The organism is Maridesulfovibrio frigidus DSM 17176 (assembly GCF_000711735.1).
Classification (GTDB): domain Bacteria; phylum Desulfobacterota; class Desulfovibrionia; order Desulfovibrionales; family Desulfovibrionaceae; genus Maridesulfovibrio; species Maridesulfovibrio frigidus.
This window is the reverse complement of the sequence record NZ_JONL01000001.1, coordinates 309,582-326,253: the sequence shown is the minus strand read 5'-3', so window position 1 is coordinate 326,253 and position 16,672 is coordinate 309,582. Positions and strand designations below refer to the sequence as shown.

Here is a 16,672-nt window from a genome sequence, read left to right as displayed (position 1 = left end):
TATAGCGCTAAGCTGAGCCAGTGTTAACAACTTGTTCATCTGCTGAAATGGCATCAAGTGGTAATACTACTTTAAATAGAGTGCCGGGGCCGGATGTGTCAGCCCTGTTCATTCTCGCTAGAGTGTCCTTGGGGATCGGGCTGATGGCTTCGATGGTACCTCCGTGATCTTTAATAATTCCAAATGATACGGAAAGGCCTAGGCCTGTTCCTTTGCCTACAGGTTTAGTTGAATAGAATGGATCGAAAATTGTTCCAAGTTTTTGCTGATCGACTCCATGTCCGGTGTCAGCAAAGAGTGCTGTGATGGTCATGGTTGAAATGTCGAGAATTGTAGTGATCTGGATAGCTCCGTGTTCATCAACTGCTTCCATCGCGTTTGATAGGAGGTTCAGCCAAACTTGTTTAAGCTTTTCAGGGTCACCGTGAATGATGGGGAAGCGGTCATCAAGTACCGTAGATATTTCGATCTGCTCAAGCTTGAAAGCGTGGCTGACAAGCTGGACCACCTCAAGAATTGAGTTGTTGAAGCACATTTCTTTCTTTTCGCTTTCAGTCTGGCGTGAAAATCCCAGTAGGTCTGACACAATTTTACGGCAAACATGAGCTTGTTTTTCGATTGTTTTCAAATCCTTGGAAATCTGATCTTCGGGCGCCACATCGTCTTGCAGAAGCTGGGAATACCCTAAAATAATGCCTAACGGGGTGTTAATCTCATGGGCAACGCCACCAGCAAGTTTACCAACAGATTCCATCTTTTGAGACTGAATTAGCTGGGCCTGATAGCTTTTGAGTTCTGTGATATCTCGAGCTGTAGAAAGTACTCCAATAATTCTGTCGCTTTCAGAATATACGGGGACACGAATAGTGTGAAACCAGCGAATGGCGGAGTTCTCATCTATCATTTCTCGGGTTTCTTTATTAACAATTTCGCCGGTATTTAAAACTTGCCGGACTTCTTGATTTTTGATTGATAAATTACGCTGAGGGAAAAGTTCTTTGTCTGTCATCCCAACTATTTCTTCTTCTGTTTTGCCTATGTGGGTAGCCAGCGGCTTGTTAACCGCCATATAGGTCAAGGCTGGGCCTATTAACGAGATGAAATCCGGTGAGACATTGATGATTGTTTTGAGAAGTTCTTTTTGTCTCGTGAGATTGGTTTCCGTTATTTCGAGATCTTCGATGTGGCTTTCAAGGTTCATTGCCATAGCATCGAAGGTTTCAGCCAGTTCTTGAACTTCATCACCTTTAAGCCTCTTTCGATGGGGTGAGAAAAATGATTTTATCGTATCGTCAGAATTGGATGTGTCCCGTTTTTGGGGGCCAAGATGTGTATGAACAATTTCTTCAGCATGCCTTTGGAGCGTCCCGAGTCTGAAAGTCATGCGCCGCGCAAACTGAGTTGAAACTAAGACTGCGACGAGTAAAACAGCTCCGGTTAACGCTGATATGGCAAAAATTAGATCTTGAACAACAGATTGAATGCCTGCTCGCGATAGGCCGATGCGAACGGTCCCAAGCTTTTTGTTACTGATGAAAATAGGCGCAGCAAAATCATAAATTTTTTCAGTTCCCGTATCAATCATGACTGCTGCAATTGTATTTTGGTCTGTACTTGTGTTTGCGTTCCTCAACTGAATGGGGAAGCCGTCTCTGAAGCTGTTCGCTAGAACTCGTTTTTGGTCATCCATTATAAAAGCATAGACAATTTCATCATCAGCTTTTTTCACTTCATTAACCATTGATTCCAGTTGAAGCAGGTCCGTCGAAAGCAGAGGATCTTCGGCTCTTAGTGCTAGATTGCTGGCAAGGACTTTTCCTCTTTTTCGCGACTGCTCCATGAGAGCTTCGGATGCCATGCTGGTAACAAAAAGAGCTATAATGAGGGCTGTAAATCCCACAATTAGAGTTAGGCCCAGATTTATTTTTGTGCGAAAGCGTAGTCGGGAAAGAAAGGTCATTTGACAAGCCCTCCCGTATTATTCGGGGGACTGCTTAGGCCTAGTTTTTCTATAAGGACCCTGATGGAATCGTAGTCGCTATCTTTAGCAGATATAATACCGCGCATTCCTGCTTGTTTTAGTATTTCAGATTGATCCTGCTTGTTCATTGAAAGATTGAACATTGCGTTAGAAATCAGTTCAATTATCTTTGGATCAAGATCTTTACGAGCTGCGTAGACCCAGCTTGGATAGGGCTTTGTTTCTGCTACCACGCGTAATTTAGAAATGTTTACTTTATCTTTGACGATATCAAGAGTGCCTTCGCGGATTGATGCAAAATCGTATTTTCCGGCATAGACGGCAAGAACTGCTTTTTCCTGCTTACCCCCCGGACCTGCTGCGAAGGCTATTTCTTTAAAGTCATCGCTTGTAATTCCTTTCTCCAGAAACATACCAAGAACAAAGAGATATCCTCCTGCAGAAAGAGGGTCCACTGCAATCCAGCTTTTACCTATGCAGTCTTTGACCTTGCGAATTATGCGGTTATCTTTTCTCGCGATGATTTGTCCGCGAAAAGTGGGGGATCCTGATGGTTCAATAATGCGGGCGAAAGCTTTTGCGCCTGTCCCTGCTATTTTTATGTAGGTCATGGGATTTGAAAAGGATATATCAATATCGCCATTTTCGACCATGCGGCGGTGCTCTTCAAATGTGTCGGGGAAAACTTGGCGGATTGTGAGCCCTGTTTCGCGTGCGAGGTATTCAATCAGCCTATTGTGGCGCTGATATGAAACTTTATGGGAATATTGAGGGAGGTATGCATATGTAATGGCTGGTTCAGGGTCTGGCACATTGATTTCTTCCCGAACAGACATATCCACTTTGACAATATTTTCATCTAGTCCAAGGCCGCGAAAATAGAATGCGGCTCCAAGAAGCAGTAATACGGCCGGAATTATATATTTCAGTTTCAGCATTCAATTTCCTTGCGAGAGAATGGCCTTCTCCCGTGGCATGCCGAGCGTGGGGGACGTTTTAGGCGCTATTTTCAGCGGGGCACTGTGGAATTGTATTCACTGACTTTGAATCTAAAACAGCTTTGACGGTAGAAGAATCCGTTTTGAATTCTTTGCCTAATTCCGGAGCCAGTTCAGTCCATGAAGTCATTTCACCTGCGTTAACAGCGTCTTCTTCTTTCATGCCGTCAATTCTTTTTAAGAATGGTACAAACTTTCTTATTTTAGCGAAAGAATATCTTACTACTATATAAGATATGATGAAAACGAAAGGATAGCCAAGTCCAAATTCAAAGTAAGGTATTGTATGAACACTTATTCCGACAAATCTTTCCTGCAACCAGCCCATAGCGAAAGCCATAGGCCATAGTGATACTGCGAAAAGTGCTGCATGAGAGAAGAATACTTTGCCGAAATATTCATTTGCCCAGTCGTTGGCGGACTTGAATATTTTCTTGTCTTGGTGACGAATGGCTTCAACAGAAATGTTGTGCATACGGGTCATTTTCTGATTGAGGTCGGTGTAGTAGTCTCTGTTCCACATGTAGACCAGAGCCATACTTATTTCTCCGGCTATTGTGCACCATAATGCCAGTGCCGCTGTACCGATCCAGAACGCCGCGACAGAAGGGACGGGGAGTCGGTAAGGGGTAATCAAAATAGTATCAATAACTGCAAGAAATGTATCGACATCAAACATGTATAACTCCGGTTTAATATGGTCGCCCCCTGCACATAGTGGGGGGACAGGGGACGACCTGCGGGTGTAGGTGATTGTAATTTAATTAGAGACCTAGAAAGGAGGTACTATGCTGTAACCGAGGAAGCCCTTGGTTGAGTAGCGGATACCAACGTAAAGTGCGAGAACGATGAAGAGTCTCTTGAGCCATACATCCGGGATGTACTTGGAAGTGCGGGGTCCAATGAAGGAACCAACAAGAATTCCGAGAAGTTCAACTCCGATGAGAGGCCAGAAAACAGGAGTATCTTTAACTACCATGTAGGTGAAGATAGATGTGGTCATACCGACGAGAACAGCAACAGCGGATGTTCCTGCAACAAGGTACATAGGAAGACCTGCAACACTGGTAAGGAAAGGTACAAGCAGGAATCCGCCACCAACTCCGAGGAAGGAAGCTAGAGCTGCGATTACGAAACCACCACAAACAGGAACGAGCGGGTTGAAAGAGAATTCTACACCATAGAATGTGAAGATACATTTGGTGATAGAAAAGCTGACAACTTTAACACCGAGACATTCTGTATCAACAGCGCAACCGTCTTTTTCATTCTTGATGGATTTTTCGAAAGCTTTTGCAGCTTCTTTTGCCTGCTGTTTGTTAGCTTGTCCTTTGGGAGTTGTTTCGTAGAAGAGGTAACAACCAAGGAAAAGAACGAAGAGACCGAAGAATCCGATGTAGTCTTTCAAAGAAACTTTACCAGCAGTTAGCCAAGGCACGAGGTATGAACCTGCGATTGAGCCAGCTGCAAGGGATAGTCCTAGTGGAAGAACGAGGCGACCCATTTTGAAATAGTTGAAAGAGGACATCGCTGCGGATGTACCTACAAGCCACTGGTTGGATACGCGAATGGAGTCTGTAACGAGCTTGTTCATTACTGGTGATGTTTTCTTGAATGTGGAAGCGAAGTCACCGAAGCCGTAAATGGTAATGTGACCTACACCAGCCATAATCCCGCCGAATGCACCAACAGTAGAGAAAATCCAACCTACCCAGATTGCCCATGCGAATCCGATGATAAGCGATGGAGTTGGAGCACCGCTGATTCCGAGGAATCCGGTTGCAAGTTCTGAATTAATTTCGCCTGCGCCAGTCCCTTTCGGGGTAGCGTCGATTGCGGCTTGAAGCCTGTCTGCTAGTGCCGGCTCAACAAAAGCCGCCACAGTCAGCGCCGCCAGAGCCATAATCATAAGGCTTTTGCGGGATTTAAACATAGTGTATCTCCTTAAGTGAAAGTTGGTTTTGCTAAGTAGTTCTCTTAATCGCTTTCGTTGCAGCGGAAACGGTTAATAAGTAAGAAATACCTTAGCGCCTTCATTTGTCATTCGGAGCGCATACTTAAGCTGTATGCGCTCCGTTTATTTTGTTGCTCTGTAAACAGTGCAGCTTTTTTATTTGTCTTCGCCTTTCTTAAAGATAATCAAAGGGCAGTTCTTACAGACATCAGCTCCGGGGAATCCGTCACCGGGACGTGTTATTGCGCCGCTACCTTTTTCTTCGATGCGTTGAACCAGTCTTTCGACAACAGATTTAAATTTTGTTCCAGGGATCATAACGTTGATTTCGCCGCGTTCTGTTTTACCTGCATTGTAGCTACCGGAACACGCTGGGCACATGTTGAATTCATCTTCAACATATGAGTAAACGGTACCACCACATGCGGATGAGTTCATTGTTACATTCGGGCGAAGTGGGTGAGTATCTGTTGCAGCCATGTAGTCAACTGCTAGGTGGTAGGACTGCATGTTATCAACATAGAAATGAACAACATCTGGCTCGAAAATTCCATCAACATCTCCTAGTGGGGCAACAGCGATGCCAATAAGTCCTTTAGGAAGGGTTGTTTTACTTTTAACGAACTTTTCAGCCTGTTCGAGGTCGCGTGTATATTTTGCGTGCCCTTTGATTTCTGCAGCATCAAGATCTTTCCAGCCAAAGCTGTAATGTGCATTACCGCACATTAGGCCATCTTTTTCAGAGTAAACGGTCTGACCTTTCATGCGAGCAGCAATTTCCCACTGGCAATAAGTCATTGGTTTGAGGGGGACGTAAAATTCTGCATTTTCTTTGAAAGTATCTACTTCCGCTTGGTCATAGAAAAATTTTACCGCGATAGGGTAATGGTAAAGTCTCATTTCTTTCATCAATAACTCTTGAATTTCCTTGTAGTTCATAATTTCCTCCTCGTCCGTTTATTAATTTTTACCCGATCAAATTGATCGGTGACTTTTTGACTTAAACTCTATTTATAGTCCTGCAAAACAATCTTCAAGCAAAACTGAAATAGAGAAAAAAATAACTTTTTCACATAACACTAGCTCTAAAACTGATAAATAATCACTATATAATGTGAAAAAAAGAACTAACTTTTAATTAATCATTTAAAATTAGTTGTTTGTGATCTCAAGAAATTTTTTGAAAATTTGTTTGAGTGTGTTTTTGTACTATTTATGACGATTAAGGTTAATGTTGTGCCACTTTTCACGTTTTTTAGGATCCTCTTATGGTGCGGACCATTTACCTTTCGGTGATCTATGGAGTAGCATTGTCATATTATAAATAAGAAATCTTTGATGAACTGATTCAGATAGGAGATAAAATGAGTAAATTTAAAATTCATCCCATTGTTATGGGAACAAAAAGATTTGATAAGGGGATGATGACATATCAACAGGGGTATGGATCTCCTTATATCATACCGATTTATTGTTGGTATTTAGAAGGTGGGGATAAAAATATCCTTATTGATACGGGTGAAATGCAACCCATTATTTCAGAAGATAGAGAGCATGATCTTGGTGGTAAGATTTATACTTTCGAGGATGGCTTAGCCAAGCATGGTTTAAAGCCTGAAGATATAGATATTGTGGTTCATACCCATCTGCATAATGATCATTGCGAAAATGATTATAAATGTGTGAACGCTAAAATTTATGCGCACCGCAAAGAGCTTGAGCATATTCATGATCCGCATCCACTAGATTTTAGATATCTCGAAGATTATATTGAAGATGCCGAGGATAACGGACAGGTTGAGATTGTAGATGAAGATTGTGAAATAGTTCCCGGTATTAGAGTAATGCATACGCCGGTTCATACCGAAGGTGGGCTTACTATACTTATAGATACTGATGGAGGCTTAGCCGCAATCACAGGGTTTTGCGTAATAATGGAAAACTTTTACCCCCCGCTAGAGGTTACGGGGATGGAGATGGAAGTTATTCCACCCGGCACTAGTGTTAATACCTATAATGCATATGACATTATGCTTGAGGTTAAAGCTTTGGCTGATATATTAATACCGCTTCATGAGCCGTCATTCGCAAAGGTTGATACGGTCATTGGAACTTAAAATTTTGATAAGGAATGATTTGTGAAAGCTGTATATTTTAAAGATGGAACAATAGAAATTGTTGATAAAAATCGCCCCGAACTACTTGCGGACGAGGCTCTTTTAAAAGTCATTGTTGCGGGTATTTGTAATACAGATATCGAATTGCACAAGGGGTATTATGGCTTTGAAGGTGTCCCCGGGCACGAGTTTGTTGCTGTTGTTGAAGAGTGCCCTGATCGTCCTGATCTTGTAGGGAAAAGGGTAATTGCTGATATTAATGTTCCTACTGGAAAGGGGACTGGTGGTGCGTATCACGGAGATCGCAGGCATGCTCCCGGAAGAACCGTGATTGGAATTGTGAACCACGATGGAGCTTTTGCGGAATACTTAAAAGCTCCCGCAGATAATCTTTACGTTGTTGATGATACTATTGCCAGCGAAGCTGCGGTTTTTGCGGAGCCTCTTGCTGCTGGACTTGAAGTTAGTCAGCAGATTCACATTACAGGTGATATGAAGGTGATGGTTCTTGGTGATGGGAAGCTTGGAATACTTACCGCGCTAGCTTTAAAACTTTATAACCCTAACGTGCTTCTGATTGGTAAGCATAAAGATAAACTCGGTCTTGCCGCGGCGCAGGGAGTTTCGACTCACTGTATTGAAAACGCGGAGGAGCTGTCTGACTTGGCTGCATCTTTAACAGAAACTAATGGTAAATATGATTTAGTAGTCGAAGCGACTGGTAGTGAAGATGGTCTCGGGTATGCGATAGAGTTAGTGCGTCCTGAAGGAACGGTAGTTGCAAAAACTACTTCGCACAAACCTACTTCATTAAACTTGGCGAAAGTTGTGGTTGACGAGATATCAATTGTGGGATCGCGGTGCGGAGATCTGGGACTTGCGCTCTCGATTCTCAAGCAAAACCTCATTTCCGTGTCCGATTTAATCGAATATACGTATGATTTTGATGATTTTACAGCTGCTTTTGCCCATGCAAAGCGGAAAGGTGCTAAAAAAGTGCTAATCAGAATGTAGCGTTTTATTATTTTAGTATGATCTGTTTTTAGATATATATTCTTTATATATTAGTCTGTTATGCTTTTTAAACCCTCCTCAAATTTGTTTGAGGAGGGCTTTTTTGCGTCTTCTGTCTAAATTTATTTGAACTTTTAAACACTCCCGGACCTGACTCGGCTGAGTCGGGTCCGGCCTTCTTGATATTCTTTGTACATAAGGAGGAAGAAATGAATGAAAGTTCAACTGCAACACTCGCTGCTCTGTACCCATTAGAGAACAGGCGATTGTTAAAAAATTATGGACGTTTTGTTGAGGATAATCCTGACTGGCTGGAGCTAGGTCTTTGTCTTGGTGATTACAAAACAAAACGCAATGTGCCGGGCCTAAGTAGCTGGGAGTCTAGAGAGCATCGTGATGGAGCTGGAGGAATGGCATGATCGGTTCAATTATTGATATTGGATCGACCATTATTGATAAGATTTGGCCTGATGCTGGAGAAAGGGAGAAAGCTAAGCTTAGGCTTGTGGAACTCCAAAGTCGCGGGGAGCTCGTTGAAATTGAATCTAGGCTGAAAGTTATGCTCGCTGAAATGTCAGGCAACTGGCTTCAGCGGTCATGGCGGCCGATTCTAATGCTGACGATTATCGCCATCGTGGCAAACAATTACCTGTTGTATCCGTATATGGCTTTGTTCTGGGATGAAGCACCGATACTTGATTTGCCTAAGCAGCTTTGGTCTCTGATGGAGCTTGGTCTTGGCGGTTATGTTGTGGGTAGAAGTGCGGAAAAAGTAACTAAAGCATGGAGGGAAAATGGTGGCTGAAGAAAGAGGTGAATTACAGGATCTGCTGATTCGCATTGATGAACGGGTCAAGTCAATTCAGGAGGATATTTCTGAAATTAATGGAGCTAGACGGTGTCACACTCATGCGGAAAAGTTCCGCAACCTTGAACGTACTGTTTGGGGAACTGCAACTGTTCTTGTCGGGGTTACGGCTCGGGCTGTTTATGAGGCGTTCAAATGATTGTTACAGCATTACTTGCCGACACGGCAACATGGTTAGGCGGCTCTTTTGAAGGACGTAGATGTGATTGTTGCGGACGGACTGATCATCTTGAATATTTTAGGATGGAAACTCGTTTTGCCGGAAAAATTGTTTTCCGTGAGGCGCATTTATGCCGCAAGTGCATGAGAAAGGCAGAGGCTGGAGTGTATGAAGCTTTAGGAGAAAAAAGTGTTCATTAACACGCGAAAAAGATCTCAATTTATTCGGAGCTGTGAGGGCGAAATTTGTGAGTAAAGAAGTAAGTAAAAGTGGAGTTGTTAAACGTCAGAAGGAGGAGCTCGAAAGGTTTCGGGGAGTATTTGCTCTCGCTGTGGAATCAAGCGACTCGGATATGGTGAAAGATTTAAAAGCGAAACTCGACATCATGCATAAAAGGCATGACATGGAAAGGAAGGCTTGGTGTATCGGTGAAGTTAAAAAGGATGCTGCGCCTGCAAAAAAACGTGCGGCCAGCAAAACAATAAGTCCTGAACTTAGGGAGAAGCTTGATGAAATTTACGGATCTGAGCAGTGCTAATAATTGGTATGCCGCCGTGCTTCGTCAAGCGGAGGATAAGAAAGAAGTTTTACAGGTAATGGCTGAGCTTGGCAGGAACGACTTGTTTTTTTTGCTGACAAGGCTTCTCGGACGGGCGGATGCCAACAATGACTGGGTTTTTGCTAGGTGTCAGGACGTTCAGCGTGATTCTGATGGGCATCTCGATTTGTGGAGCCGTGAACATTATAAATCGACGATTATTACGTTCGCACTGACTATTCAGGATGTTTTGCGTGACCCTGAAGTCACCGTTGGAATTTTCAGTCATACCCGGCCCATTGCGAAGGGTTTTCTGCGTCAGATAAAAATGGAATTTGAGCGCAACGAGCTTTTAAAGCAGTGCTATTCAGACGTGTTATGGGCGAATCCTAAAAAAGATTCACCTAAGTGGTCGGAAGAGGACGGGATAATTGTCAAACGTAAATCAAATCCTAAGGAAGCGACTGTCGAAGGATGGGGGCTTGTGGATGGACAGCCGACAGGCAAGCATTTTTCGAGATTAATTTATGATGATGTGGTTACGCGGGACTCTGTTTCAACACCGGATATGATTTTCAAAACTACCGAGGCGTGGGCTTTATCCATTAATCTAGGTACCCGTGAAGGGGTTAAGAGGTATATTGGAACCCGCTATCATTTTAATGATACCTACCGCGATATTTTGAAACGGCAGGCCGCAATCCCGAGAATTTTTCCGGCAACGGCGGATGGAACTCTTGAAGGAGATCCTGTTTTGCTTACCAGAGAGCAGCTTGAAACTAAAAGGCGTGAAATGGGGCCTTATGTTTTCGGTTGCCAGATGATGCAGGACCCAAGAGCTGATGATGTTCAAGGGTTTAAGGAAGAATGGATCAATCGCTGGGACCAGCATGCTCAAGGCGGCAAGCCTAGGTGGCGTGAGTTTAATCGCTATCTGCTTGTGGATCCAGCAAGCGAGAAAAAGGTTGGTAGTGATTACACCGTAATGCTCGTCATTGGGCTAGGTCCGGACCGGAATTATTACTTGATTGATGGCATTCGAGATCGTCTCAATCTGACTGAGCGCGCAAGGGCTTTATTCAGATTGCACAGAACGTATTCGCCGCAAATTGTCGGTTATGAGAAATACGGTCAGCAAGCGGATGTTGAGCATATGCAGTATGTGATGGGCGAGCAGAATTACAGATTTTCCATAGAACCGATGGGTGGAAATATTCCTAAAACCGACCGCATTCGAAAGTTGGTTCCTATTTTTGAGCAGGGACGGTTTTGGCTGCCTTGGCGAGGGCGGTTCATGGATCATCAGGGCCGTGAAAGAGATTTGGTGCGGGAGTTTATTGATGACGAATTTCTAGCATTTCCAGTCGCTCCGCATGACGACATGCTCGATTGCATGGCGCGGATTATGGATCCGGCACTGGGAGCTGTTTTTCCGAATCCGCAAAATGATGTTCAGCATCACGAATCTATTCAGGGCATTATGGATTACGACATTTTTACTGGAGGGCAATAATGTACGGTTTTGAGGTGGATGGAGGTTTTGTATTCTACAAATATAGAGATCTGGACGGAACTTTGAGCCTAACAGAGGGGCACTTGAAATGGTTCTGGGATGTGATGTCGCAGGCTGGCCATATCCCGACTGTTTTCTATGATGGTTCTGTAGAATGTTTTGAGGAATTTAAAAAACTTGCAAATGATAAGGGGCAACATTTTTTCTTTGGATTTAAAGGAAATAAACCTTCGGGAATGTTCTGGGTAAATGGTTTGGCTCATCGCTCTTGTTTTGTTCATTTGGCCATAATGCCGGGCTTTTATAGAGAAGGCACTTTGAAAATGGGAAAAGGTGTTTTGCGTCATTTACTGACAGCGCGTGACGTCGCGGGGCGGTATGTCATGGATTGCATCAAGGGATTGATACCATCTTGCAATCCGCTTGCATGTCAGATGGCTGAAAAGTCAGGGTTCTCAAAAATTGGTATTATTCCACAGGCTACATACTTTGCAGCCGAGGATAAAAGTGTGGATGCCGTAATTTTTTGTGCGGTTAGAAATAGTCAAGATAAGCAGCTTTCGTAAGGCGGCATATAAAATTTAAACTTTAAAAAAGGGGAATGATCATGGGCGGATCTGGATCTAAATCACCATCAACACCTATAGCAGCAGCGCCGGCGCCACCTGTAACATCGGCACCGGCTCCGCCAGTGCTTGATGCTGATTTGCAGCAAAGTGAAGAGGCTCTAAAGGCCAAAAAAATGCGTGAACTTGATAGACTTAAAAAGGGCAGAAGTTCGACAGTCCTCACTGGTGGGCAGGGCGTGCTCGGCCAATCTGAGACTGATAACGCAACTTTACTTGGGCAGAAAACCAAGCTCGGGCAGTAGAGGTTTAAATAATGAGCGATTATTATAGACCAACTCTTCCAACTGCCAATGGCAATGAATCGAATGTTTGGTATGATTACGGTTCTCCCGGTTTTAATGGTTACTTTAAGTGGCATAAAACAACATACGGGACAAATCCTTCGTCTAACTCCAAAGGGCTTAAAGCTCCGGCTGGATGGGGAGTGCCGGAGGATTGGACGTTTTCGGAGAAAACTGGACATTGGTATACCCCAGGGGAAATGACGAATGCAGGGTTTAGCCAGATTGATAATGAATGGCTACACCCGAATGATATTCGTAAAAGAGAAGTTGATGCGCAGAACGCCGATCTAGATTTGAAAATAAAAACTAGGCGGGCGACTGAAGGGCGGATGAGGCAAGTTCATTCGCTTGGCAGGAAGAATACTATTCTTACCGGGCCGGACGGAGTTGCCGCTGGGGCGAAAGTTCAGAAGAAGATTCTACAGAACTCAAAAGGAGTGATGCAATGATTGATCACAGATGTCCGGTTTGCGGAAGATTGTTAATGAAAGGGCAACTGATCGAAGTGCAGGTTAAGTGTCCTAAGTGTAAAAAAATAGTAAAGTTGGTGTGTGAAAAGATATAAACAGTTGGTGTTAAACACAGAGGGACATTGAAAGCCCCTTTAAATTTAAAGGTAATATCGGTTAAAAAATGAATTCGAATAATAAAAATAGGTACGAATCGCGTTTAAAGTCTCTCTTACAGGAACGCAGTTCTTGGGAGGGGCATTGGAAAGAAATAAGTGATTATATCCTTCCGCGAAAAGGGCTTTATGCTGGAAGTCAGCCTAACGACGGGCGTAGAAAGGGCAACCGCATAATTGATTCAACGGCTACAAGATCATTGCGGATTCTTGCAGCCGGTCTTCAAGGTGGTTTGACTTCTCCTGCTCGTCCGTGGTTCAGGCTTGGTATTGCTGATCGTGATATGGCTAAACATAAAAGTGTGCGTGACTGGATTTCAAAAGTTGAAACCGTCATGTACAGAGCATTGGCGCGGAGTAACTTTTATTCCTGTATCCATTCGCTCTATACAGAGCTTGCTGGGTTTGGGACTGGTATTTTGTATTGTGAACCGGATGATGAGCGTGGAATTAGATTTCGCACTTTAACTGCTGGAGAGTATTGTCTAGCAACTGATGCGCAGGGGCGCGTTGATACTGTCTACCGTGAATTTAAAATGACGGCGCGGCAGCTTGAAAAAAGATTTGGTATTGATGCTCTTCCGGCAACGGTTCGTACAAGCCTCAAAAGCAATCGTGATCATTGGTTTGATGTCCTTCATGCTGTTCAGCCACGTGACGAGTTTGATTCAGATAAGATAGACAAACAGAATATGCCGTTTGAGTCTGTGTTTATGCTTAGCGGCAGAGGTAATGAGATCCTTTCCGAGAGCGGATTTATGGAGAATCCGTACATGGCCCCGCGCTGGGATACTTCTGCTATGGATGTATATGGGCGTTCACCGGGAATGGATGTCCTAGCTGATGTGAAAATGTTGATGGAGATGAGCAAAAGCCAGATACAGGCTGTGCATCTTACACTTCGTCCGCCCATGAAGGTTCCGTCCATGTACTCGAGGCGTTTGAATCTTCTTCCCGGTGGACAAAATCCGGTGGAGCAGAACCAGCAGGATTCCATCTCGCCGCTTTATCAGGTTCGGCCAGATCTTGGCGGAGTCAGTGCTAAGATTCAGGACGTTCGAACTGCAATTCGTGAAGGCTTTTATAATGATGTCTTCATGATGATGGCGGGGTCTAATCGTAAAATGATTACAGCGGCTGAGGTTGCTGAGCGGCATGAGGAAAAATTGATTCAACTTGGACCTGTTATTGAACGTCAGCATACCGAACTCCTCGATCCGCTGATTGATCGAGTTTTCGGAATTTTGACTCGTTCAGGTGAATTGCCGGACCCTCCTGCTTTCCTTGAGGGTGCTGATATTCGTATCGATTACATCTCAATTCTGGCTCAGGCTCAGAAGATGGTCGGCACTCAGTCAATCCAGTCACTATCTGAATTTGTTGGCAGGCTTGCCGGAGCAAGTCCTGAGGTTTTAGATAAGGTTGATATGGACCGAGCCATTGATGAGTATGCGGACTTGATAGGTGTTCCAATTGGTATAGTTCGTTCTGATAGCGAAGTTGAAAAATTCAGAGCTCAGCGTCAAGAAATGCAAAGTAAACAAATGAGGATGCAACAAGGTATGGCTGCCGCAACAGCGGGGGCTGGAATGATGAAGGATTTGTCTCAAGCTGGCCTTAATACCAGTGATGTTATGGGAATAGCCGGAAAGGCCGAGCAGATTATGAGTTCAATATAATTTTTGCTGAATAACATTTAAGCGGAGTCTTTTTTTTAAGACTCCGCTTTTTGTTTGAAATGAAAGGTTAATGACCTCTTGCGGTTTGGGCTGTTGAAATTTGTCCCGATCGAATTTATAATCATTTATGTCTGTATGTTATAGAAGGTGATTTACAATTTGTGGTTTTTCGATTTTATAAAAAGCACAAAATAAATTTTAATTGCATTAATTCAGCCTTCTAAGGGTGACATATTCGAATAATGTCTGTAGGGATAACAGTTATAATATTATGGGTCACTGAATTTATTTTCAAATGGAGCCTGAGGGGTTGGGCAGAGGGAACGGGTAATTATGAAGTTAGTGGTTACAGATATAACTCGCTTTAAGGATACTGATAATGTTTGCATGGCTCTACTTGATGTAGAGAACTGCACTTGTCATAGGCCTTTGCCTTACGCAACAAGAGAGCTTGTTGCGCAGAAAGGAATTCGTCCAGGGATGCTTGTTGATGCAACCGTTTTTCCCATAGATGGAGCAACCCGCCCGCATGTTGAAGATTGCCACATGGTGAATGATTTGTGGCTAGGGATGATGGATGATAATTCATTCAAAGGGGTGCTTGAGCAAACTGCATTCGACTCAGTAAGTGAAGCTTTTAAGGGAGTCATCTCATCTAAAGTATGTTGCGCTCCTTATGACTGCCCTCCTGAATTCTCAATAAAAACTATTAGAGTAAATCCGTTGTCGATGTCTCTTTCTGCAATGGAAAGTGGCGATAAAAAAATACGGTTAAGTTTTCAGGACAAGTCTGGAGATATATTTGGGTATACTCCTATCGCGGATTTGAACTTTCATTCTTGCGTTCTACAATATATTCAGCAAGACAGAATGGACGAACTGAATACTCTGCTTGCCGGAGGTGAAGATGTTTATATCCGTATAGGGCTTAGCAGATTGTACGAAGATGAAAGCGGTAAACAGGGGTACTGGATGCAGGCCAACGGAATATACTGTTTTCCGGGATGTTTTTGTTTTACTTTGTGATTGCTAGGCTTTTTTTATCCAAATGATTCGTGACGCTAAAAACATATTAAAAATTAAACTGATTCCCAGTGCTATTCGCATATAAAGTGATGATTTGAACGTTGTTGGTTTGTTCTGTATTTCAATCTTATTTTCACCATGCAAATCAGTAATATCAATATCAAAAAATATTTTATGACCCATCCCGCCATTTATCTCAATTTTCCACTTTCCATTTTTATTCGGCAGGAATGAAAATTGCCCAAGTTTATCCGTTCTGCCGTTTTGATATTCAATTTCAGAGTCCTCTGGAGAAAATATTAAAACTTCTCCGTATGAGATAGGCTCTCCTGATGAAAATACTGTTTTAAAAGTTATAGTCTTAGAGGCTTCGAGGAGTTCATAAGAAACTCCATGTGCCCAAACTGTACTACAATAAAGGATGATGCCGACCGTAATTAATATTACGGTCGGTGTTTTTTTTGGCGCTGTCATTTATTTAACTTCGAAAACTAGAACTGCACGTAATACATTGCTGTCATAGTCGGCTGTTGGTTTATCTATTTTATGCTGAACACGGACCATCCAGACTCCCGGGTGAGAGATTGTAACCTTAGCAAGTCCTTCTCCGTAAGGTTCGGTAAAATAGGCGTAGGTGTTAGGATTAAGTGAGAATCCATCATAAGAGGCAAGAACATTTTCTACGGAAATAGGCTTTCCTTTGAAAAGAGTTTTGAAAACTATTTCGTCACCAACTTTAGCTTGTGTAGGGTCGGAAAGCGGAACTACTTCTAGTTTATGCCCGACCGTTTTGCTGAAATTACCATCAGGTTTTCCAACTGTTACTAATGCCTTGCTGAACTTTTCATATTTACCACTGCGAATAACTCCCTTCAGACCTTTCTTTGACTGCTGTTTCCAGCCTTGAGTAGTTTGTGTCCAGATCATCCCTTTTCTATGTCCTGCGATAATTGCCGTTCCTTCTGATGAGGGGATGCATTGTCCACTTAATGACATCAGCATTTTATCTTCTTCAAGTGTTAGTTTTTGGGTTTTATCCTTGAAAATGAAATTGGCTTCAACCTTGTCCATAGGTTCCATTTCTTCACTGATCATAAAGGCGTGGGCTGAAATAATTCTGAATGGAAGTACACTGTTTACCTCAGTGGTCAGTTGCACTGGTTTAATTATGAATTCGTGTGCAAAAGCAGAACTTGCAGACAGCAATGTTAGAATAACAAGAAGAGAAAAAGTAGCTGAGTTCGAAATTTTCATAAAACACCTCTGGTTAATAATTTTTAAAAAAT

The 16,672-nt window shown here is 43.1% G+C and carries 21 protein-coding genes; 14 read left to right on the top strand and 7 right to left on the bottom strand.

Annotated elements, in window-relative coordinates:
• Positions 1–7: 7 nt before the first annotated feature.
• From BR06_RS0101530 to BR06_RS0101510, 5 genes are all read right to left on the bottom strand, one after another.
• Entirely contained in the window at positions 8–1,960 is a 1,953-nt protein-coding gene (locus BR06_RS0101530; RefSeq protein ID WP_034602715.1) for an ATP-binding protein, read from the bottom strand.
• Positions 1,957–2,919: a phosphate/phosphite/phosphonate ABC transporter substrate-binding protein gene (locus tag BR06_RS0101525; RefSeq protein ID WP_031479429.1), complete on the bottom strand. Its 963-nt coding sequence runs from the start codon at positions 2,917–2,919 to the stop codon at positions 1,957–1,959. Before BR06_RS0101525 ends, BR06_RS0101530 begins: the two co-directional genes overlap by 4 nt.
• A 58-nt stretch (positions 2,920–2,977) precedes the next feature.
• Positions 2,978–3,658: a hypothetical protein gene (locus tag BR06_RS0101520; RefSeq protein ID WP_051676858.1), complete on the bottom strand. Its 681-nt coding sequence runs from the start codon at positions 3,656–3,658 to the stop codon at positions 2,978–2,980.
• Between the two features lie 93 nt (positions 3,659–3,751).
• Positions 3,752–4,912 carry a sulfite exporter TauE/SafE family protein gene (locus tag BR06_RS0101515; RefSeq protein WP_031479425.1) on the bottom strand — a complete coding sequence of 387 codons (1,161 nt, stop codon included), beginning with the start codon at positions 4,910–4,912 and terminating at the stop codon, positions 3,752–3,754.
• A gap of 177 nt (positions 4,913–5,089) precedes the next feature.
• On the bottom strand, positions 5,090–5,872 hold the full coding sequence (locus BR06_RS0101510; RefSeq protein WP_031479423.1) for a DUF169 domain-containing protein: 783 nt from the start codon (positions 5,870–5,872) through the stop codon (positions 5,090–5,092).
• A 425-nt stretch (positions 5,873–6,297) separates the two neighbouring features.
• Here BR06_RS0101510 and BR06_RS0101505 point away from each other — a divergent pair, with 425 nt between their 5' ends.
• The 14 genes from BR06_RS0101505 to BR06_RS0101440 all read left to right on the top strand — a co-directional run bounded on the left by BR06_RS0101505 (position 6,298) and on the right by BR06_RS0101440 (position 15,386).
• Positions 6,298–7,050: an N-acyl homoserine lactonase family protein gene (locus tag BR06_RS0101505; protein ID WP_031479421.1), complete on the top strand. Its 753-nt coding sequence runs from the start codon at positions 6,298–6,300 to the stop codon at positions 7,048–7,050.
• 21 nt (positions 7,051–7,071) lie between these two features.
• Positions 7,072–8,064, top strand: a complete 993-nt coding sequence (locus BR06_RS0101500; protein WP_031479419.1) for an MDR/zinc-dependent alcohol dehydrogenase-like family protein — start codon at positions 7,072–7,074, stop codon at positions 8,062–8,064.
• A gap of 209 nt (positions 8,065–8,273) precedes the next feature.
• Entirely contained in the window at positions 8,274–8,483 is a 210-nt protein-coding gene (locus BR06_RS19110) for a hypothetical protein (protein ID WP_034602714.1), read from the top strand.
• Complete coding sequence (locus BR06_RS0101490; RefSeq protein ID WP_031479417.1) at positions 8,480–8,869, top strand: holin family protein; 390 nt, start codon at positions 8,480–8,482, stop codon at positions 8,867–8,869. The genes BR06_RS19110 and BR06_RS0101490 overlap by 4 nt, the downstream gene beginning before the upstream one ends.
• Positions 8,859–9,071, top strand: coding sequence for a hypothetical protein (locus BR06_RS0101485; protein ID WP_031479415.1), 213 nt, complete (start codon positions 8,859–8,861; stop codon positions 9,069–9,071). Before BR06_RS0101490 ends, BR06_RS0101485 begins: the two co-directional genes overlap by 11 nt.
• On the top strand, positions 9,068–9,292 hold the full coding sequence (locus tag BR06_RS0101480; protein ID WP_031479413.1) for a hypothetical protein: 225 nt from the start codon (positions 9,068–9,070) through the stop codon (positions 9,290–9,292). Before BR06_RS0101485 ends, BR06_RS0101480 begins: the two co-directional genes overlap by 4 nt.
• A 47-nt stretch (positions 9,293–9,339) precedes the next feature.
• Entirely contained in the window at positions 9,340–9,630 is a 291-nt protein-coding gene (locus BR06_RS0101475; RefSeq protein ID WP_031479411.1) for a hypothetical protein, read from the top strand.
• Positions 9,602–11,143 (top strand): hypothetical protein, encoded by a 1,542-nt coding sequence (locus tag BR06_RS0101470; protein WP_031479409.1) that lies wholly within the window; start codon positions 9,602–9,604, stop codon positions 11,141–11,143. The genes BR06_RS0101475 and BR06_RS0101470 overlap by 29 nt, the downstream gene beginning before the upstream one ends.
• Complete coding sequence (locus tag BR06_RS0101465; RefSeq protein WP_031479407.1) at positions 11,143–11,709, top strand: hypothetical protein; 567 nt, start codon at positions 11,143–11,145, stop codon at positions 11,707–11,709. Before BR06_RS0101470 ends, BR06_RS0101465 begins: the two co-directional genes overlap by 1 nt.
• 41 nt (positions 11,710–11,750) lie before the next feature.
• Positions 11,751–12,014 carry a hypothetical protein gene (locus BR06_RS0101460; protein ID WP_031479405.1) on the top strand — a complete coding sequence of 88 codons (264 nt, stop codon included), beginning with the start codon at positions 11,751–11,753 and terminating at the stop codon, positions 12,012–12,014.
• Between the two features lie 11 nt (positions 12,015–12,025).
• Positions 12,026–12,505, top strand: a complete 480-nt coding sequence (locus BR06_RS0101455) for a hypothetical protein (RefSeq protein WP_031479403.1) — start codon at positions 12,026–12,028, stop codon at positions 12,503–12,505.
• Entirely contained in the window at positions 12,502–12,621 is a 120-nt protein-coding gene (locus BR06_RS20255; RefSeq protein WP_156952631.1) for a Com family DNA-binding transcriptional regulator, read from the top strand. The genes BR06_RS0101455 and BR06_RS20255 overlap by 4 nt, the downstream gene beginning before the upstream one ends.
• A gap of 68 nt (positions 12,622–12,689) precedes the next feature.
• Positions 12,690–14,360, top strand: a complete 1,671-nt coding sequence (locus BR06_RS0101445) for a portal protein (protein ID WP_031479401.1) — start codon at positions 12,690–12,692, stop codon at positions 14,358–14,360.
• Positions 14,361–14,693: 333 nt separating this feature from the next.
• Positions 14,694–15,386 carry a hypothetical protein gene (locus BR06_RS0101440; protein WP_031479399.1) on the top strand — a complete coding sequence of 231 codons (693 nt, stop codon included), beginning with the start codon at positions 14,694–14,696 and terminating at the stop codon, positions 15,384–15,386.
• 3 nt (positions 15,387–15,389) lie between these two features.
• On the opposite strand, the gene BR06_RS0101435 is transcribed toward BR06_RS0101440, so the two are convergent.
• Positions 15,390–15,860, bottom strand: coding sequence for a hypothetical protein (locus tag BR06_RS0101435; RefSeq protein WP_031479397.1), 471 nt, complete (start codon positions 15,858–15,860; stop codon positions 15,390–15,392).
• Complete coding sequence (locus BR06_RS0101430) at positions 15,861–16,640, bottom strand: DUF4198 domain-containing protein (RefSeq protein ID WP_031479395.1); 780 nt, start codon at positions 16,638–16,640, stop codon at positions 15,861–15,863. It lies immediately after the preceding gene.
• Between the last annotated feature and the right edge of the window lie 32 nt (positions 16,641–16,672).

Bases quoted from the DNA above. Each gene is read 5' to 3' on its own strand.
- BR06_RS20255 (WP_156952631.1), top strand. From the start codon at position 12,502: ATGATTGATCACAGATGTCCGGTTTGCGGAAGATTGTTAATGAAAGGG.
- BR06_RS0101515 (WP_031479425.1), bottom strand. From the start codon at position 4,912: ATGTTTAAATCCCGCAAAAGCCTTATGATTATGGCTCTGGCGGCGCTG.
- BR06_RS0101505 (WP_031479421.1), top strand. From the start codon at position 6,298: ATGAGTAAATTTAAAATTCATCCCATTGTTATGGGAACAAAAAGATTT.
- BR06_RS0101445 (WP_031479401.1), top strand. From the start codon at position 12,690: ATGAATTCGAATAATAAAAATAGGTACGAATCGCGTTTAAAGTCTCTC.
- BR06_RS0101455 (WP_031479403.1), top strand. From the start codon at position 12,026: ATGAGCGATTATTATAGACCAACTCTTCCAACTGCCAATGGCAATGAA.
- BR06_RS0101465 (WP_031479407.1), top strand. From the start codon at position 11,143: ATGTACGGTTTTGAGGTGGATGGAGGTTTTGTATTCTACAAATATAGA.
- BR06_RS0101460 (WP_031479405.1), top strand. From the start codon at position 11,751: ATGGGCGGATCTGGATCTAAATCACCATCAACACCTATAGCAGCAGCG.
- BR06_RS0101490 (WP_031479417.1), top strand. From the start codon at position 8,480: ATGATCGGTTCAATTATTGATATTGGATCGACCATTATTGATAAGATT.
- BR06_RS0101430 (WP_031479395.1), bottom strand. From the start codon at position 16,640: ATGAAAATTTCGAACTCAGCTACTTTTTCTCTTCTTGTTATTCTAACA.
- BR06_RS0101485 (WP_031479415.1), top strand. From the start codon at position 8,859: ATGGTGGCTGAAGAAAGAGGTGAATTACAGGATCTGCTGATTCGCATT.
- BR06_RS0101510 (WP_031479423.1), bottom strand. From the start codon at position 5,872: ATGAACTACAAGGAAATTCAAGAGTTATTGATGAAAGAAATGAGACTT.
- BR06_RS19110 (WP_034602714.1), top strand. From the start codon at position 8,274: ATGAATGAAAGTTCAACTGCAACACTCGCTGCTCTGTACCCATTAGAG.
- BR06_RS0101480 (WP_031479413.1), top strand. From the start codon at position 9,068: ATGATTGTTACAGCATTACTTGCCGACACGGCAACATGGTTAGGCGGC.
- BR06_RS0101470 (WP_031479409.1), top strand. From the start codon at position 9,602: ATGAAATTTACGGATCTGAGCAGTGCTAATAATTGGTATGCCGCCGTG.
- BR06_RS0101530 (WP_034602715.1), bottom strand. From the start codon at position 1,960: ATGACCTTTCTTTCCCGACTACGCTTTCGCACAAAAATAAATCTGGGC.
- BR06_RS0101440 (WP_031479399.1), top strand. From the start codon at position 14,694: ATGAAGTTAGTGGTTACAGATATAACTCGCTTTAAGGATACTGATAAT.
- BR06_RS0101435 (WP_031479397.1), bottom strand. From the start codon at position 15,860: ATGACAGCGCCAAAAAAAACACCGACCGTAATATTAATTACGGTCGGC.
- BR06_RS0101520 (WP_051676858.1), bottom strand. From the start codon at position 3,658: ATGTTTGATGTCGATACATTTCTTGCAGTTATTGATACTATTTTGATT.
- BR06_RS0101525 (WP_031479429.1), bottom strand. From the start codon at position 2,919: ATGCTGAAACTGAAATATATAATTCCGGCCGTATTACTGCTTCTTGGA.